Origin of the sequence: Allobosea sp. 67-29 (genome assembly GCF_001898115.1) — a bacterium.
GTDB lineage: Bacteria > Pseudomonadota > Alphaproteobacteria > Rhizobiales > Beijerinckiaceae > Allobosea.
Window position 1 is genome coordinate 394,683 of the sequence record NZ_MKSQ01000005.1, and the last position, 17,702, is coordinate 412,384.

Genomic DNA, 17,702 nt, shown 5'->3' on the forward strand with positions numbered 1-17,702 from the left:
TCAGGTGCGGTACCAGGCCGCGAGGTTCCAGGTGTCGACGTCCCAGCCCGAATGATCGTGCATGATGTTGTTCGCCGCCGCGGCCACGCGGGTGCGCGAGAGCAGCGGCAGGAGGACGTGGGCCTCGCAGAAGATCTCGTTGACCTTGATCAGCAGCGCGGCGCGCTTGGCCGGATCGAGCTCCTTCTGGGCGGCCTTGTAGGCTTCGTCGGCGGCCGGGTCGGAGTAGCGCGAGATGTTACGGCCCAGCCACTTGTTCTCCTTGTTGGCGATTTCCCAGGAGACGCACTGGTTGAGGAAGCGCTCCGGGTCCGGCTGCGGCTGGGTGGTGGTGTACATCTCCATGTCGACATACAGCTTGGTGTAGGTGTCGGGGTTGGCGACATCCGACGAGAAGAACACCGAGGCGGTGACCGACTTCAGCTCGAGTTCGATGCCGGCGCGCTGGCAGGCCTGCTTGATGATGGCCTGGGTCTTCTGGCGCGGGGCGTTGATCGAGGTCTGGAAGACGTATTTGAGCTTCTTGCCGTCCTTCTCGCGGACGCCGTCGGAGCCCTTCTTCCAGCCGGCCTCGTCGAGGATCTTGTTGGCCTTCTCGATGTTGAACTCGTATTTCAGCTTGGTCGACTTGAAGCGCTTCGGCTCGTTGACGAAGCTCGCGGTCGCGGTGCCGCCGCGGCCGTAGATGAACTTCTGCACCGAATCACGGTCGATCAGGTAGTTCATCGCCTCGCGCACCTTGGGGTCGCTCAGCGTCGGGTGCTTGGTCTTGACGCTGGAGCGCTCGCCGTCGACCTCGGTCCACGGATCGGTCGTGTTCAGGATGATGAACTCGATGTCGCCCGCGGGAACGGCGCTGACCTTGCCGCGTCCGCCGGTCTCCATGCGCTTGAGGACCTCGTCCTCGACCTGGAGGTTCCAGGCGTAGTCGTATTCGCCGGTCTGCAGCACGGCGCGCGCCGCCGAGACCGCGTCACCGCCGCCCTTGACCTCGAGCGTGTCGAAGAAGGGCTGGTTCTTGATGTGGTAGTCGGTGTTGCGCTCGCCGGTCAGGACGTCGCCCGGCTTGAACTCGACGAACTTGTAGGGGCCCGTTCCGACCGGTTTCAGGTTGTCGGGCGCCTCGCGCGACTTGGCGCCGACATAGTCGGCGAAGCGATGCTTCGGCAGGATCTGGCCGACGGTGCCGACGAAGGGGTCGGCCCAGAACGGCGTCGGCTGGGCGAAGATCACCTTGATGGCGTGGTCGTTGACCTTCTCGACCTTGATGTCCTTGTAGGAGCCGGTCGTGTAGGCGGCCGTCGCCGGGTCCTTGGCGTATTCCCAGGTGAAGACGACGTCGTCGGCCGTGAACGGCTTGCCGTCATGCCACTTCACGCCCTGCTTCAGCTTCCAGGTGACGCTGAGGCCGTCGGCGGAAAGCCCGCCGTTCTCCTTGGTCGGAACCTCGGCAGCGAGACAGGGGATCAGGTTGCCTTCCTTGTCCCAGCCGGCGAGCGGCTCGTAGAAGATGCGCGAGGCGATCTGGTCCTTGGTGCCCGAGGCGAAATGCGGGTTCAGCAGGGTCGGCGCCTGCCAGAGCAGCACCTTCAGCGGGCCGCCGCCGCCGGCCTTGGTCGGCTTGTACGGCAGCGTGGCATTGGCCATCGCCACGTCGTTCCAGACCAGGATCTGGCTCGCGATCGGTGCAGCGATGCCGACTGCGGCCATCCGTTGGATGAAGGAACGTCGCGACAGCGTGCCGTCCTTCACATCCGCGACGAGACCGCGGATCTGCTGCTCATTCATCGATTGCCTCCACCTTCAAAAAAACAAAAAGCATCCCCAGCGCTGGGCGCGCCATTTCTTCTGGTTGCTGCCCCAGCAAGGCATGGGCCAACGAAGGCGTCAACTGTGCGCCGCACAGTTTCTAGGCAGCTTTGCCCCCGCCGGGGAGAGCAGGGGCCCCGTGCAATCCCGTGTTTTGCAAAGAATGCGCCAATTGCGCAATTTTTTGCGAATCAGCCGGTGAAGACGACGGTTTTCTGCCCATTGAGCAGCACGCGGTCCTCGAGATGGTGGAGCACGGCGCGCGCCAGCACGCGGCGTTCGATGTCGCGGCCCTTGCGGACCAGGTCCTCGGGCGTGTCGCGATGCGAGATGCGCTCGACGTCCTGCTCGATGATCGGGCCTTCGTCGAGATCGGGCGTCACATAATGCGCCGTCGCGCCGATCAGCTTGACCCCGCGCTCATGCGCCTGGTGATAGGGCTTGGCGCCCTTGAAGCCGGGCAGGAACGAGTGATGAATATTGATGCAGCGCCCGGCGAGCCTGGCTGAAAATCCATCGGACAGGATCTGCATGTAGCGGGCGAGGACGACGAGGTCGGTCCGCGTCTCCTCGATCAGCCGCCAGATCTGCGCCTCCTGATCCAGCTTGCTCTGGCGCGTCGTCGGCAGGTGGTGGAACGGCAGGCCGCCGAGATCGGTCGAGGCGATGTGCTCGCGCGCGTGGTTCGAGACGATGCCGGTGATCTCCATCGGCAATTCGCCGATCCGCCAGCGATAGATCAGGTCGGCGAGGCAGTGGTCGAACTTCGAGACCAGCAGCATCACGCGCTTCTTCCGCGCCACCTCGCGCAGGCTGAACGTCATGGCGAAGCGCTGGGCGAGCTCGGTGACCGCGGCGGCGATGGCGTCATGCTGCCTGCCGCCCTCCAGCCGGTTGAACAGGACGCGCATGAAGAAGCGGTCGGTCTCGGTGTCGTCGAACTGTTGGGCGTCGAGGATATTGCAGCCGGCCTCGAAGAGCAGCGTCGAGACGGCGGCGACGATGCCGGGACGGTTGGGGCAGGACAGGGTCAGGATGGCGCTGTGGTCGAGCATGGCTGATGCCGCCGTATCGGCGGCCCTTCGGCAGGAATGGGACATGACGGCGGGTCGGCGGCGCGCGGCGCGCTGCCGTCAACCTCGCCCGCTCTCGGGCGTTGCGCAGGCCGGGATAAGCAGCGTTGCGGCCGGTGCCGTCGGGGGCATCGCAGGGGCTCCAGCGCGGCCGGGCCGGGCCGCAATCCTGCAACACCGTGCGGGCGCCGGCTTGTCAAGCGCGGGAGGCCCGCCGTCCTGCGCGGAACGGCTTGACTTCGCGGGGGCGAAAACGGAATATTTATTCCAACAAGTGGGAAACTAAAAAATTCCTGCCATTTCAGGGGAGAGCCGGCAGGTGCCGCAGACCGCAACCTTCAACCGCGGACTCGATGCGCGGGTGGCGATCGTCACCGGCGGCAGCCAGGGGCTGGGCGAGGCGATCGCGCGCGAATTCGCCGCCCGCGGCCTGCGCGCCGTCCTGCTGACGGGGCGCAACCGCGAGCGCGGCGAGGCCGTCGCCGCGAGCCTGCGCGCCGAGGGCTGCGAGGCGCTGTTCCACCAGGTCGATCTCGCCGATCTCGATGCTGTCAGGCAGATCGTCCCGGCCGCTGCGGCGGCCTTCAACCATGTCGACATTCTCGTCAACGCGGCCGGCGACACCGACCGCGGCACCATCTTCGACACCACGCCGGCGCTTTACGAGCGCATCATGGCGGTCAACCTGCGCGCGCCCTTCTTCCTGACGCAGGACGTCGCCGACCTGATGCGCCGGCAGGACATCCCCGGGGCCATCGTCAACATCCAGTCGATGTCGGCCCATGGCGGCCAGCCTTTCCTCTCCGCCTACAGCGTCTCGAAGGCGGCGCTGGCCGCTTTGACGAAGAACGCGGCCTATGGGCTGCTCAAGCACCGCATCCGCGTCAACGGCCTCAATATCGGCTGGATGGCGACCCCGGGCGAGGATGCGATCATGAAGCTGCGCCACGATGCCAGGGATGGCTGGCTCGACGAGGCCAACGCCTCGCAGCCCTTCGGGCGCCTGATCGACCCGCGCGAGGTCGCCAAGGCCGTGGCCTATCTCGCGTCGGACGAATCCGGGCTGATGACCGGCAGCAACATCGATTTCGACCAGACGATTCTCGGCGCGCACGACTAGCGTGCCGAGGCGGATCGCGGCAGGACGGCCGGTAGGCAGATCACGGGATTGAAGACGACCATGAAGATCGGATTGCTGGGCGCCGGCCGCATCGGGCGCATCCACGGTTTGAACGTCGCCGCGCGCGGCGATGCCGCGCTCGCCGCCGTCACCGACGCCATGCCGGAGGCCGCCGCCGCGCTTGCCGCAGCGACCGGAGCCAAGGCGACCGGCGCGGAGGCGATCCTTGCCGATCCGGCGATCGACGCCGTGTTGATCTGCACCCCGACCGACACCCATGCCGATCTGATCGAGCAGGCCGTCTCCGCCGGCAAGGCCGTGTTCTGCGAGAAGCCGGTCGATCTCGACGCCGCCCGCATCCGCCGCTGCCTCGCCACCGTCGAGAAGTCCGGCAAGCCGCTGATGATCGGCTTCAACCGCCGCTTCGATCCCAATTTCGCTGCGCTGGAGAAGCGTCTGCGCGAAGGCGAGGCCGGCGCGATCGAGATCGTCACGGTGATCTCGCGCGATCCGACTCCGCCGCCCGTCGATTATGTGAAGCGCTCGGGCGGGCTCTTCCGCGACATGATGATCCATGATTTCGACATGGCGCGCTTCCTCCTGGCCGAGGAGCCGGTCGAGGTCTTCGCGCTCGGCTCGGCCCTCGTCGACAAGGCGATCGGCGAGGCCGGCGATGTCGACACCGCCGCCGTTGTGATGAAGACGGCCTCGGGCAGGATCGCGCAGATCTCCAATTCCCGCCGCGCCACCTATGGCTACGATCAGCGCATCGAGGTGCACGGCTCGAAGGGCATGCTGCGCGCCGGCAATATCCACGAGACCACCGTCGAGATCGCGACCGGGCAGGGCTTCCGCGCCGACCCCGTGCAGAACTTCTTCCTGGAGCGCTATGCCGCCGCCTACCGCGCCGAGCTCGACGCCTTCATCGCCGCCTGCAGCGGCAAGGCAGCGGCCTCGCCGACCGGGCTCGACGGGCTCAAGGCGCAGATCCTCGCCGATGCCGCGACCGAATCCGCCCGGACCGGCCAGCCCGTCCGCGTCGATCTGGGAGACAGGTGATGACCCCGGCGGAACGTGATCTGCGCTATTATGCGGCGCTCGGGCTCGCCACCGAGGCGAGCCATCTGGCGCTGGGATATTTCAACAAGCGCGAGTCCCTCGGCACCACCATGAAGGGCGCGCAGGACTGGCTGACCGTCGCCGATGGCAAGGTCGAGGAATTCCTGCGCCGGCGCCTCTCCGCGCTCTTCCCGAACGATTCCGTCATCGGCGAGGAAGGCGGCGGCAAGCCGTCCGATGCGGTCTGGATTCTCGATCCGATCGACGGCACCGCGAATTTCGCCCATGGCGACCGCAACTGGTGCATTTCGATCGGCTTCCTGGCGAATCGCACGCCCGAGATCGGCATCGTTGCGGCGCCGGCGCTCGGCGAGGTCTACGCCGCCCGCCGCGGGGCGGGCGCGACGCTGAACGGCGAGCCGATCAGGGTTTCCGGCGCCAGCGACGTCGCCCGCGCCGCCTTCGAACTCGGCTGGTCGACCCGCGTGCCGGCCGAGCGCTATCTCGAGGTGATCGGCCGCGGCTATGCGGCTGGCGCCGCCGTCAAGCGTGCCGGCTCCGGCACGCTCGGCCTCTGCCACACCGCCTGCGGCTGGAGCGAGGGCTATGCTGAGCTCCACATCAACGCCTGGGACGTCGCGGCGGGCATCGTCATCGCCAGCGAGGCCGGCGCATACGTGAACGATTTCTTCGCTGGCGAAGGAATCGCGAAGGGCAACCCGATCCTGTGCTGCACGCCGGCACTGGCCCCGGCGCTGAGGGAGATCACAGGAATCGCTTAGCCGGCGCGTTATTTCGTTGATCTTTTTCGCGTGGTCGTTTCACTTTCGCATCAACCAGCAGAACCGGACGACAGAAGCCGGTCCACTCGATCAGGGAGGTTACCATGCAGTCCAAATCCTGGCTCAGGGCGGGGCTCTTCGCCGCGCTCGCAACGGCGGCCTTCGCCGCCTCGCCGGCCCGCGCTCAAGGGTCGCTCGTCATGTATTGCGGCGTCCAGGAGGAATGGTGCCGCGCCATGTCGAACGCCTTCGAGAAGGAAACCGGCATCAAGGTCGCGATGACCCGCAAGTCGGCGGGCGAGATCTACGCCCAGCTCAAGGCGGAATCCTCCAACCCCCGCGGCGACATCTGGTGGGGCGGCACCGGCGACCCGCATCTGCAGGCGGCCGAGGAAGGGCTGACTACCGAATACGAATCGCCGATGAACAAGGAGCTGCACGGCTGGGCCATCGACCAGTGGAAGGCCGCCAAGCACCGCTCGGTCGGCATCTATGCGGGCGCGCTCGGCTTCGGTTTCAACACCGAGCAGATCAAGGCCAAGGGCATCCCCGAGCCGAAATGCTGGGCCGACCTGCTCAACCCGAAGCTCAAGGACGACGTGCAGGTCGCCGATCCGAACTCGTCGGGCACGGCCTATAACCTGCTTGCCACGGTCGTGCAGCTGATGGGCGAGGACAAGGGCTTCGACTATCTCAAGGCCCTGCACAAGAACGTCAGCCAGTACACCAAGTCGGGCGCCGCGCCGGCCAAGGCCGCGAGCCTCGGCGAGACCGCCGTCGGCATCGTCTTCATCCATGACGCGGTGGTCTTCGCCGTGCAGGGCGACCCGATCAAGCCGGTCGCGCCCTGCGAGGGCACGGGCTACGAGATCGGCTCGATGTCGATCGTCAAGGGCGCGCGCAATCTGGAGAACGCCAAGAAGTTCTACGACTGGGCCCTGACCCCGGCCGCCCAGGCGCTTGCCGCTCCCGCGAAGTCCTATCAGGTGCCGTCGAACAAGGCCGCACCGGTGCCGCCGCAGTCGCCCAAGATGGATCAGATGAAGCTGATCAACTACGACTTCGTGAAATACGGCTCCTCGGCCGAGCGCACCCGCCTGCTCGCCAAGTGGGACAAGGAAGTCAAGGCGCTGCCGAAGTAAGGCTGCGTCTCTCCGGCGTGTTTCAGGACGATCCCGGAAACACGCCGTCATCCCGGGCCTGACCCGGGGTCCATGCCCGGACCTCCGTCGGATGCGCTCCGGCGTGGTTCCCGGATTTCCGCGGAGTTCATCCTTGGGCCGATCGGGGATCGGACCCGAGGGCCGCGTTCGGGATGACGCTGGACGTTCGGGTGCAGCACCAAGGCCGGGCCATGAAAGCCGGGGCAACCGGTTCGGGCCGACAGGAAATGTGAGGACAGGGCGACCATGGCGCCAGCGACGCGACTCGTGCTGCTGATCGGCTGGCTCGGCTACGCGCTGATGCCCTGGTACCTCGTCGAGGGCATGGGGCTGGCGGATTGGGGCTGGCTCGCCGCATACCCGTTCGGCAAGGCCGGCACGGCCCTGGCGCTCGTGCTCTCGGGCCAGGCGCCCTGGCTGCTGCCGCCTGGCCTCGCGCTCGTCGCTGCGAGCCTGTTCTGGGGCAGCGGCGACCGTCGGCGCACGGCCCGCGTGCTGATCTGGGCCGGCGTGCTCGGCCTGCTGCTGTTCTTCGCCCAGGCCTTCGCCATCGTGCTGAAGGATCAGGGCATTCCCTGGCTGGCGGCCCTGCTCGGCGGCGCCGGCGCGACGCAGCGCGGCATCGGCGGCGGCGCCTTCCTGACGCTGCTCTGCCTGCTCTTCCTGCTTTGCCATGGCCTTGCCTATCGCGGCGCCTGCCGCGGCGATCTCTTCACCGTTTCGACGATCGGCCTGATCGTCCTGCTGATCGGCATCTTCATCTTCTTCCCGGTCGCGATCATCCTGAAAAGCGCGCTGGTCGACCAGAGCGGCGCCTTCGCGCCCGCCGCCTTCGTCGAGGCCTTCTTCGATCCCGCGATCTGGGGGCTGGGCTGCGTCACCAGCAATACCAATTGCGGCGTCGCCTGGAACACGCTGATCCTCGCCGTGCTCTGCGGCGTCATCACCACGCTGCTCGGCCTGGCCTGCGCGCTCCTGATCCTGCGCACCGGCATGCCGGGCAAACGCATCATGCGAGCGCTGACGGTGCTGCCGATCATCACCCCGCCCTTCGTCATCGGCCTGGCGCTGATCCTGCTGTTCGGGCGCGCCGGCGCGGTCTCGACCCTGCTCTACGAATGGTTCGACATCCCGCGCTCGCGCTGGCTTTACGGCCTGCCCGGCGTGCTCCTGGCGCAGGTGCTGGCCTTCGCGCCGATCGCCTTCCTCGTGCTGATCGGCGTGGTGCAGGGCATCTCGCCAAGCCTCGAGGAAGCCTCGCAGACGCTCGGCGCCAAGCGCTGGCAGACCTTCCGCACGGTGACCTGGCCGCTGCTGCGCCCCGGCATCGCCAATGCCTTCCTGCTCGGCTTCGTCGAGAGCATGGCCGACTTCGGCAACCCGCTGGTGCTCGCCGGCAATTTCGAGGTGCTCTCGACCAAGATCTTCTTCGCGGTGGTCGGCGCCTCCTACAACCAGGGTCAGGCAGCGGTGCTCGCCATCGTCCTTCTGGCCTTCACGCTCGGCGCCTTCTGGATCCAGCAGCGCTGGCTCGGCGGCAAGTCGTACACGACGGTCACCGGCAAGGGCGATGCCGGCCTCCCCGTCCCGCTGCCGCGCCGCGTCTCCTGGCTCGCGACGGCGGCGATCGTGCCCTGGGTGGCGCTGACTCTGGTCATCTACATCGTCATCTTCATCGGCGGCTTCGTCCGCAACATGGGCCGCGACTACAGGCCGACGCTGGAGCACTACCGCACCGGCTTCGCCATCGACTTCAGCCACGGCCTCTACTTCGAGGGCTCGGCCTGGTCCTCCTTCTTCACCACGATCAAGGTTGCCGCGATCTCGGCGCCGCTGACCGCGCTGATCGGCCTGCTGACGGCCTATCTGCTGACCCGCCAGCGCTTCCGCGGCCGCTCGACGCTGGAATTCGCGACGATGCTCTCCTTCGCCATCCCCGGCACGGTGCTCGGCGTCGCCTATATCCTCGCCTTCAACGTGCCGCCGGTCGAGATCACCGGCACCGGGCTGATCCTCGTCATCGCCTTCGTCTTCCGCAACATGCCGGTCGGCGTGCGCTCCGGCATCGCCGGCCTCTCGCAGATCGACAAGAGCCTGGACGAGGCCTCGACCACCTTGCGGGCCCGCAGCTTCACCACGCTCTGGCGGGTCGTGCTGCCGCTGCTCAAGCCCGCTTTGGTCTCGGCGCTGGTCTATTCCTTCGTGCGCTCGATGACGGCGGTCAGCGCTGTGATCTTCCTGGTCTCGGCCGAGTACAACCTCTCCACCGCCTATATCGTCGGGCGCGTCGAGGCCGGCGAGTTCGGTCTCGCCATCGCCTATTCCTCGGTGCTGATCGTGTTCATGGCGCTCGGTATCGCCCTCATCCAGTTCCTCGTCGGCGAGCGCAGGCTCGGCCGGCGCAAGACCGGGGCCGGGAATGCGGCCGGGAAGGTTGCATTGTCCGGCTCGGTCGCCGACCCGATCACCCAGGGAGCAGCAAGTTGACCAAGGCCGGATCCGCTTCCGTCGAATTCCGCAACGTCTCGATGCGCTACGGCACGGTGACGGCCGTCGACAATGTCAGCTTCACCATCGAGCCGGGCCAGCTCGTGACGCTGCTCGGCCCCTCCGGCTGCGGCAAGACCACGACCCTGCGCATGATCGCCGGGCTGGAAATCGCCAGCGAAGGGCAGATCCTGATCGGCGGCAAGGACGTGACCAAGCTCTCGGCGGCCGACCGCGACGTCTCGATGGTGTTCCAGTCCTATGCGCTGTTCCCGCATATGAGCGTGCTCGAGAACGCCGCCTACGGCCCGACCGTGAAGGGGGTCGGCAAGGAGCAGGCCAGGCAGATGGCGCTGGAGAAGCTGGCGCTGGTCGGCCTCAAGGGCTTCGAGAGCCGCTACCCTTCGGAGTTGTCCGGCGGCCAGCAGCAGCGCGTCGCCGTGGCCCGCGCACTGGTGCTGGAGCCGCAGGTGCTGCTCTTCGACGAGCCGCTCTCCAATCTCGATGCGAAACTCCGCCGCCGCGTCCGCGAGGAGATCCGCGAATTGCAGCAGGGCCTCGACCTGACCGTGGCCTATGTCACCCACGATCAGGAGGAGGCGCTCGCCGTCTCCGACCGCATCATCGTGATGTCGAATGCGCGGATCGCCCAGCAGGGCGCCCCGCGCGAGCTCTACGAGCAGCCCGCCAACGCCTTCGTCGCCGACTTCATCGGCGACGCCAACCTGGTCGACGTCACGGTGAGGTCCGTTGCCGACGGCCGCGCCGAGGTCGGCATCGGCCCGGCCGTGCTCTCGTTGCCGGCGCGCGGCCTCGGCCCCGGCCCGGCGCGGGTCGCGATCCGGCCGGAGGCGCTGCTGCTCGGGCCGGCCGGCGAGGCTGGCGCCCTGCCTGGCACGATCCGCAAATGCGCCTATCTCGGCAACCACCTCGACATCCTGGTGGAGACCGAGGTCGGCGAGCTTTTCGTGGTGCAATATGGCGCCCGCGACCTGCTGGAACCGGGGTCTCCCGTGGCGGTTTCCTTCGCGACGTCGGGCGTGACGCTGATTCCGCCCGCCTGAGCCCGATCGAACGGCAAAACAGCGCGTGGGAACGCGGCAAATGCAGAAATTCTGCCGCATTCTCAGCACTTTCACTCTATATAGCTGTTGAGTTGGCTAATCAAAAATTGATAGATTTCGCCTAGCCTCACTCTCTGAATCGGGGAAAGACCGCACGGAAATGGCCACCAGCGAGAGCGCAACCAATATCCTGATCCATCTGGCCGGCGGCGTCGCGCTGCTGATCTGGGCGGTCAGGCTGGTGCGAACGGGGGCGATGCGCGCCTTCGGCTCGCAGCTTCGCCATGCCCTGCAGAGCTTCACCCGCAACCGTTTCGCCGCCTTCGGCAGCGGCGTCGTGGTGACCATGGTGCTGCAGAGCTCGACGGCGACGACGCTGCTGGTCTCCTCCTTCGCCGGTCAGGCCCTGATCGGCTCGGCCATGGCGCTCGCGGTACTGCTCGGCGCCAATCTCGGCACCGCGCTCGCCGCCTTCGTCATCTCGATGGATCTCGGCTGGGTCTGGGGCCTGTGCGTCGCCATCGGCGTCGCGATGTATCTGTCGAGCGAGGCGATGGAGCGGCCGCGCAACATCGGCCGCGTGCTGGTCGGCATCGGCCTGATCCTGCTCGCACTGATCGAGCTCAACACGGCTGCCGCGCCGCTGGCGCAGTCGCAGACCTTCCGCGTCATCCTCGGCGCCATCGGCTCCGAGCCGCTGCTGGCCGTGCTCGTCGCCATCGCCGCGACCTGGATGGTGCATTCCAGCATCGCGGTGATCCTGCTGGTCGCGACCTTCGCCGCCTCCGGGCTGTTCCCGCCCGCGACGGCGCTGACGCTGGTGATCGGCGCCAATCTCGGCAATGCGCTGATCCCGGTGCTGGACCAGCTCGGCGCGCCCGCCTCCCAGCGCCGCGCCGCCGTCGGCAATCTGCTGACGCGCCTGCTGCTGGCGCTCGCGGTCATGCCCTTCGTCGGCCCGCTCGCCGACTGGCTGACCAGCTTGCCGACGGCCGGCCCGCGCTTCGCCATCGAGTTCCATGTCGCGTTGAATCTCGTCGGCGCGCTGGTCTTCCTGCCCTTCGTCAGGCCGATCGCGCGGCTGGTCGAGCGCTTCATGCCGGGCCGGGAGGAGAAATCCGAGGCGGTGACGCCGCGCTATCTCGATCCCAACGCCCTCGACAGCCCGACCGAGGCGCTCGCCGGTGCGATGCGTGAGGCGCTCAGGCTCGGCGACCGCGTCGAGGTCATGCTGCGCGACACCATGACCCTGCTGGAGAAGGACGAGCTCAAGCTCTCCCGCGCCATCGCCCAGGCCGATGACGGGGTCGACACCATCCACGAGTCGATCAAGCTCTATCTCGTCAAGGTCTCGCGCAACGAGTTGACCGAGGAGGAGAGCCGCCGCCTGTTCGAGATCATCACCCTGATCACCAATCTCGAGCATATCGGCGACATCATCGACAAGAACCTGCGCGAGCTCGCCGAGAAGAAGATCCGCAAGCGCTACACCTTCTCGCCGGAGGGCCTGGCCGAGATCCGTGACTTCCACCATCGCGTCGCCTCGGCGCTGGCGCTGGCGCTCAACGTCTTCGCGACGCGCGACATCGTGCTTGCCCGCCAGCTCTTCGCCGACAAGGCCGCGATGCGTGAGGCCGAGCGCCAGGCCGCCGACAGCCATTTCCAGCGCCTGCGCTCGGGGCGGCCGGAATCGATCGAGACCAGTGCCATCCATCTCGACATCATCCGCGATCTCAAGCGCATCCACGGCCACATCGTCTCGATCGCCTATCCGATCCTGGAAAGCGCCAACGAATTGCGCGAAAGCCGCCTGCGCGACACCAAGGCGGCGGCCGAGCAGCGCGAGATGCCTGCCGTCCTGATCCCGGCCCCGCATTCGGGCGGATGAGGCCCGTTCGCCGCGGCGCCGATGGAAGCGGCGATGGCGGGCCTCTTCCCGCCGGACTTTCCCAGGATGAGAGGCCGGTCTAAAGCCAAGCCCTGCGGAAACGACATCGTCGCCAGAGGCCAGCGGAAAACATGCCCGACATCGCCATCATCGGCGCCGGCCCCGCAGGCCTCTTCGCCGCCGAGCGACTGGCCGCCGACGGGCATCGCGTCACGATCCACGAACGCATGGCCTCGCCGGCCCGCAAATTCCTGCTCGCGGGCCGCGGCGGGCTGAACCTCACCCATTCCGAACCGTTCGATGCCTTCCTGGCGCGCTATCGCGAGGCCGCCGGCTGGCTCGAGCCGGCGCTGCGCGCCTTCCCGCCGCAGGCCCTGCGCGACTGGGCCGACGGGCTCGGTGCCGAGACCTTTGTCGGCTCCAGCGGCCGCGTGTTTCCGCGCGCGATGAAGGCCTCGCCGCTGCTGCGGGCCTGGCTGCGCCGGCTCGAGGGCCTGGGGGTCAGGCTGGAGACCGGCCGGCTCTGGACCGGCTGGGACGAGACGGGCGCCCTGACCTTCAGGCTCGCCTCCGGCGAAACCGAAAGCATCCGCCCCGATGCGAGCTTGCTGGCGCTCGGCGGTGCGAGCTGGCCGCGGCTCGGCTCCGACGGCGGCTGGGTGCCGTTGCTGGCGCGGCGCGGCGTCGCGATCTCGCCACTGGCATCCGCCAATGCGGGCTTCACCGTCGCCTGGTCGCCGCTGATGCGGGAGCGCTTCGCCGGCCAGCCGCTCAAGCGCATCGTCGCCCGCTTCGCCGATGAGACAGCAGCCGGCGAAGCCATGATCGACGCGGGCGGCATCGAGGGCGGCGCGATCTATGCCCTGTCCGGCCCGCTGCGCGACGCCGTGCTGCACGAGGGCTTTGCAACGCTGCACCTCGATCTGCGGCCCGATCTCGCCGCCGAGGCGCTCGCCGCCCGGCTGGAGCGGCGCCGCAAGGGCGAGACGCTGAGCAATCATCTGCGCAAGGCGGCAGGGCTTTCCCCCGTAGCCGTGGCGGTGCTGCGCGAGGCGGCGGGAGCCGCTCTGCCGGCCGATCCACCGGCGCTCGCGGCGCTGGTGAAGGCGGTGCCGCTCCGCCTCGGCGCGCCGATGCCGCTGGAGCGCGCCATTTCCACCGCCGGTGGTGTCGCGGGTCAGGCGATCGATGCCGGCTTGATGTTGAAGAGCCTGCCCGGCGTCTTCGTCGCCGGAGAGATGCTGGATTGGGAGGCGCCGACCGGTGGCTATCTGCTGCAGGCGAGTTTCGCCACCGGCATGGCGGCCGCGAGCGGCATCGCGCTCTGGCTCGGCGGGAACCGGAGAGCAGGCGCGGTCCGGGCGTCTGCCGCCGAACCGCGGGCGAACTGACGCGTTACCGGCACGGCGGCATGGCGGAGCAAGGGATGAGCGAGCCTTTCGAGCCGGGGATCGAGGTGACGTGGCGCTGGGGCGCGCACCGCGCCTACGGGCGTGTGGAGCAGGTTTTCACCCGCCCGGTCAGCCGCACCATCAAGGGCGCGCGCGTGCGCCGCAATGCCTCGGACGAGAACCCGGCCTATCTGGTGACGCAGCCGAAGGGCGGCTACGCCCTGAAGTCGCATAGCGAGCTGGAAAGGCGCGGCTGAGGCCGGTCGCCGGCGCGGCCCCGCTCGCTTGGCCGGCTCTTGCGTAAGACGCGACCTGCCTCAGCCGGCGGCGCTGATCCTGCGGGCGAAGCGCCGGCCGGTTTCGACGGCGGAAATCTCACCGACGCGGGCCAGCGAGATCAGGATGTCGCGCACGGCACGCTCGACCTTTCGCCCCTGACGGAAATGCAGCGCGACGCTGCCGGCGTCGAGCGGAGCGGTTGCTCCGGCCAGCGCGCCGAGCACCGCGGCGACGCGGTCCACGGCATCCTGAGGAAAGGCGGGCTTGGCAGCAGCCTGCAGGACCGCCGGCAGGATCTCCGCCTCGACCTGTTCATGCTCGCCGCTCCTCGTCGCGTTGTCGTGGCGCGGGCGCTGGTAGTCGGGCCGCAGCCAGCGGACCTGCCTGCGCTCCTCGTCCTGCCGGCGCTGGCGATTGAGGGTCACGAGACGTGCCAGCACCTCTTCGTCGGGCAGCCCGGCCGGCCAGCCATAGGCGTCGGCGACGGCGTCGTCGATGGCCTGGTGATGCTCGTCCAGGATGAGGGCGAGCCCGCGGTCCCGGACACTCGCCTCGCGCGCGCTCAGGCTGCCGCGGGAGCGGATCGCCGCGCGCACATTGTAGAGCTTGGTGAGCGTGAGGTCGGGATGCCCGGCCAGCACCTGCTTGCGCAGCGCATCCAGCGCCTCCGCCGGCCGCCGGATCGCCTGCTTCTGAGCCTCGCTGGCCTCCGGAAAGGGAAAGGGGTCGAAGCAGCGGGATTTCGAGTAGCGGGGATCGTTGCCGATGCCGAGGCGGCCACCGGCGCGCAAGGCCCAGGCGACGTGGAACCGCGAGGAGAGAACGCCGAGATGGAACGCGTCCGACAGGGCGACGGCGACCAGCATGTTGTCGGGCAGGATCGAGGCGTCGAGGAACTGGAAGACGCGATGCTTCGCCGTCTCGACGGTGACGATGTAGCGCTGGAGATGGGCCAGGGCAGGCCGCAATGCCTGCCTCGGCTTGCCGAACAGCCACCAGCCCGCGCGGTACGCGGCCGCATCCTTCGTCGGCGAACGCCGGAACTGGGCTTCGCGCTCGCCTTGGACCGTTAGCATGAGATGCTGGTAGATCTCCGGAAAGCGCTCGCGCACGGCCTCGGCCGGGAGGTCGAAGAGATCGATGGCCAGGGCACCGCGGGGGCGTTCGGTCAGGTCGCGCCCGTTGCGATAGGGCCGGATATGGGCTTCCAGTCCCGGTCGTCGGCCGAGCCCGAGAGTCTCGGCTTCGGCAGGCGTCACGATGAAGCCGGCGCCGTGCAGCTTGACGCCCGGCGAACACAGCCCGGCATTGGCGCGCAGCGCCGCCGCGCGGGTGGCGTCGACGCCGACGGTCAGATCGGCATGGATGCGTCCGGCTCGCTCGGCAAGCCCGATCTGCGGCTGATCGCCGTCGAGCTCGGCTTCCGAGACGACCTCCAGCAGCTTGCCGTCATGGCTTCCGGCCTGCGCGACCGTCATGGCGATGCGTACGGCGGCGGCGTCCTTTCCGGTCTTCGTCCAGGGGTGGTCGGGAATCGCCAGCACCAGCGAGAGCGGTCGCTCGCCTTCAAGATGCCGCTCGACCGTCCGCCGCTGGAAGACCTGCGTGATCGAATTGGTGGTGACGAAGCCGAAGCGCCGCAGCTTTGTGCCCGGCCGTGTCAGAATGTCCGCGGCGCGGTCCCACCAGTACATCACGAAATCGGCGCTTTCGTTCATCTGCGGATGCGCCGCCCGAAGCGCTTCGGCATAGGAAGCGCCCAGCCGGGCGCGCAGATCCTTGCCGCCGATGAAGGGCGGGTTGCCGACGATGAACTCCGCCACCGGCCAGTCCGGCCGGCGCGGGTTGGGCCTGACCTCCCGGCCGTTGCGGACGCCGTAGAAGGGCCACTCATCCCATGTCAGCACCGCGTCGCGCTTGTGGATGTGGTCGAGCTTCTCGAGGATCGGTTCCCTGGGCGCGAAGCCGCGAGTTCGGAAATGCCATTGCAGATGCCCGATCCAGAGCACGAGATCGGCGATGGCGACCGCTCTGCGATTGGTCTCCATGCCGAGGAATTGCTGCGGCCCCACCGCGTGCCGGGCGAAGCCGCCGAGCGTCTCGGCGCTGCCGAGCTCGCTCGCCGCATCGAGTACCTCGCCCTCCAGCTTCTTCATGAGCTCCTGCGAGACATGGAGGAAATTCCCGGTGCCGCAGGCCGGGTCGAGCACACGCGTCGCGCACAGCGTCCGGTGAAAGCCCTCGACCAGCGCCAGCGCCTTCTTCGCGTCGCCGCCGTCGCGCGCCTGCTGCGCGGCGCCGAGCACCGCCCGCCAGTCCTCTCGCAGCGGCCCGATCACCGTCTCGACGACCAGCCGCTCGACATAGGCGCGCGGCGTGTAATGGGCACCGAGCCTGGCCCGCTCCTGCGGGTCGAGCGCCTGTTCCAGCAGCGTGCCGAAGATCGCAGGCTCGACCTCCTTCCAGTCGTGCTCCGCGGCGGCGAGCAATTCGCCGATCTCCGCGCGGCCGAGCGGATAGACCTTGGCCCCCTCGTAGAGCTTGCCGTTGAAGCGCTTCATGCGCTCGCGCACCGTGGTCGAGTAGGTTCCCTTGTCCATCGCCTGCCACAGCTCCGAGACCAGCGGCAGGAAGGAGTCGGGATCGTCGCGGCAGTCGCGCAGCAGCGTCTTGAAGGCATCCTTGCGGATCAGCCCGACATCCTCGGCGAACATCGTGAACAGGCAGCGCATCAGGAACAGCGCCACCTCCTCGGGATCATGGTCGCGTTCCAGCGCCTTCGACACCGCCGCCAGCCGTTCGGCAATGGCGCGGGTGACGCGCGCGGCATGGCGCGCCGGATCGAGCGCGAGCGGATCGCTCCAGATCGCGGCGAGGCGCTGGCGCACGGCCTCGTCGCGCAGATCGTCGAGATGGACGCGGTAGCTCTGCCGGTCGGGGAACTGGACGTAGTTCTTACCCTGCCCGGTGAAGTCGGCGTAGAATTCGAAGCAGTGGCCGACATCGCAGACGATCAGGAAGGGCGGCCAGCCATGCGAAGGCGGCAGCGCCTTGGCATAGTCCTCGGCCTGGCGCCGGGCGTTGAGCATCAGCACGTCCCAGGCGCGGTCGGCGCCGCGCCGTCCGCGCGGCCCGGCCGGCTCGGCGAAGGGCGGGGCGCCCCGGGCGGGCAGCAATTCCTTCGCCTGCCCCTTCCAGCGGCTCTGCTTCGCCTCCAGCACGAAGGCGCCCTTCTTGTAGAGGTCGATCCGTCCGGCGGTGTGCCCGCCCGCACCGTCGGGAAAGCGCACCGGGTACTCGAAGCGATAGCTGACCGCGGCGCCATCGCTGGTCGGCGGCTGCGGCGCCTCGACGCCGATCAGCCGGCACAGTTCGGTCAGGAACTGGGCATAGGCGGCGCGCTCCGCTCCCTCCGATACGCGCCAGCGGCCGATGAACGCCTCGACGTCATCCTCCGCCGGCGCAGGCATGCCCCCCGACATGGAACGGCTCCAGAGTTGTGGCAGCCGCATCTATGCAACTATAGGTTGTGAATTTCAATCCTGTCAACTCCTGTCATCATTCGCGCCGGCTCGCCGGCCTGCCCC

The 17,702-nt window shown here is 68.1% G+C and carries 12 protein-coding genes; 9 read left to right on the forward strand and 3 right to left on the reverse strand.

Annotated features, from left to right (window positions below):
- Both BGO20_RS02460 and purU read right to left on the reverse strand, forming a co-directional pair.
- A complete protein-coding gene (locus BGO20_RS02460; protein WP_291663150.1) occupies nt 1–1,788 on the reverse strand; it encodes a peptide ABC transporter substrate-binding protein in 1,788 nt (595 codons plus the stop codon).
- 212 nt (nt 1,789–2,000) lie between these two features.
- Complete coding sequence (gene purU / locus BGO20_RS02465) at nt 2,001–2,864, reverse strand: formyltetrahydrofolate deformylase (protein ID WP_291663151.1); 864 nt, start codon at nt 2,862–2,864, stop codon at nt 2,001–2,003.
- A gap of 337 nt (nt 2,865–3,201) precedes the next feature.
- On the opposite strand from purU, the gene BGO20_RS02470 reads away from it, so the two are divergent.
- The 9 genes from BGO20_RS02470 (at nt 3,202) to BGO20_RS02510 (ending at nt 14,093) form a co-directional block, all read left to right on the forward strand.
- On the forward strand, nt 3,202–4,002 hold the full coding sequence (locus tag BGO20_RS02470; RefSeq protein ID WP_291663152.1) for an SDR family oxidoreductase: 801 nt from the start codon (nt 3,202–3,204) through the stop codon (nt 4,000–4,002).
- A gap of 60 nt (nt 4,003–4,062) precedes the next feature.
- Nucleotides 4,063–5,061, forward strand: a complete 999-nt coding sequence (iolG, locus tag BGO20_RS02475) for an inositol 2-dehydrogenase (RefSeq protein WP_291663153.1) — start codon at nt 4,063–4,065, stop codon at nt 5,059–5,061.
- Nucleotides 5,061–5,843: an inositol monophosphatase family protein gene (locus tag BGO20_RS02480; protein ID WP_291663154.1), complete on the forward strand. Its 783-nt coding sequence runs from the start codon at nt 5,061–5,063 to the stop codon at nt 5,841–5,843. Before iolG ends, BGO20_RS02480 begins: the two co-directional genes overlap by 1 nt.
- 104 nt (nt 5,844–5,947) lie before the next feature.
- The gene (locus BGO20_RS02485; protein WP_440141980.1) at nt 5,948–6,985 is read left to right on the forward strand and encodes an ABC transporter substrate-binding protein; all 1,038 of its coding nucleotides are present in this window, start codon (nt 5,948–5,950) and stop codon (nt 6,983–6,985) included.
- Between the two features lie 267 nt (nt 6,986–7,252).
- Nucleotides 7,253–9,493 (forward strand): ABC transporter permease, encoded by a 2,241-nt coding sequence (locus BGO20_RS02490; protein WP_291663155.1) that lies wholly within the window; start codon nt 7,253–7,255, stop codon nt 9,491–9,493.
- A complete protein-coding gene (locus BGO20_RS02495) occupies nt 9,490–10,557 on the forward strand; it encodes an ABC transporter ATP-binding protein (protein WP_465245983.1) in 1,068 nt (355 codons plus the stop codon). The genes BGO20_RS02490 and BGO20_RS02495 overlap by 4 nt, the downstream gene beginning before the upstream one ends.
- A 160-nt stretch (nt 10,558–10,717) precedes the next feature.
- Nucleotides 10,718–12,445, forward strand: a complete 1,728-nt coding sequence (locus BGO20_RS02500) for a Na/Pi cotransporter family protein (RefSeq protein ID WP_291663156.1) — start codon at nt 10,718–10,720, stop codon at nt 12,443–12,445.
- A 131-nt stretch (nt 12,446–12,576) separates the two neighbouring features.
- The gene (locus BGO20_RS02505; RefSeq protein WP_291663157.1) at nt 12,577–13,836 is read left to right on the forward strand and encodes a TIGR03862 family flavoprotein; all 1,260 of its coding nucleotides are present in this window, start codon (nt 12,577–12,579) and stop codon (nt 13,834–13,836) included.
- Nucleotides 13,837–13,871: 35 nt separating this feature from the next.
- Complete coding sequence (locus tag BGO20_RS02510; RefSeq protein WP_291663158.1) at nt 13,872–14,093, forward strand: hypervirulence associated TUDOR domain-containing protein; 222 nt, start codon at nt 13,872–13,874, stop codon at nt 14,091–14,093.
- 60 nt (nt 14,094–14,153) lie between these two features.
- Here the strand turns inward: BGO20_RS02510 and BGO20_RS02515 are convergent, their stop codons facing one another.
- Complete coding sequence (locus tag BGO20_RS02515) at nt 14,154–17,597, reverse strand: class I SAM-dependent DNA methyltransferase (RefSeq protein WP_291663159.1); 3,444 nt, start codon at nt 17,595–17,597, stop codon at nt 14,154–14,156.
- Nucleotides 17,598–17,702 lie beyond the last annotated feature (105 nt).

What these genes read in the sequence shown, in the direction of transcription:
- BGO20_RS02500 (WP_291663156.1), top strand. Translation starts at nt 10,718, where the DNA reads ATGGCCACCAGCGAGAGCGCAACCAATATCCTGATCCATCTGGCCGGC.
- BGO20_RS02480 (WP_291663154.1), top strand. Translation starts at nt 5,061, where the DNA reads ATGACCCCGGCGGAACGTGATCTGCGCTATTATGCGGCGCTCGGGCTC.
- BGO20_RS02485 (WP_440141980.1), top strand. Translation starts at nt 5,948, where the DNA reads ATGCAGTCCAAATCCTGGCTCAGGGCGGGGCTCTTCGCCGCGCTCGCA.
- BGO20_RS02490 (WP_291663155.1), top strand. Translation starts at nt 7,253, where the DNA reads ATGGCGCCAGCGACGCGACTCGTGCTGCTGATCGGCTGGCTCGGCTAC.
- purU (WP_291663151.1), bottom strand. Translation starts at nt 2,864, where the DNA reads ATGCTCGACCACAGCGCCATCCTGACCCTGTCCTGCCCCAACCGTCCC.
- BGO20_RS02505 (WP_291663157.1), top strand. Translation starts at nt 12,577, where the DNA reads ATGCCCGACATCGCCATCATCGGCGCCGGCCCCGCAGGCCTCTTCGCC.
- BGO20_RS02515 (WP_291663159.1), bottom strand. Translation starts at nt 17,597, where the DNA reads ATGTCGGGGGGCATGCCTGCGCCGGCGGAGGATGACGTCGAGGCGTTC.
- BGO20_RS02460 (WP_291663150.1), bottom strand. Translation starts at nt 1,788, where the DNA reads ATGAATGAGCAGCAGATCCGCGGTCTCGTCGCGGATGTGAAGGACGGC.
- BGO20_RS02510 (WP_291663158.1), top strand. Translation starts at nt 13,872, where the DNA reads ATGAGCGAGCCTTTCGAGCCGGGGATCGAGGTGACGTGGCGCTGGGGC.
- iolG (WP_291663153.1), top strand. Translation starts at nt 4,063, where the DNA reads ATGAAGATCGGATTGCTGGGCGCCGGCCGCATCGGGCGCATCCACGGT.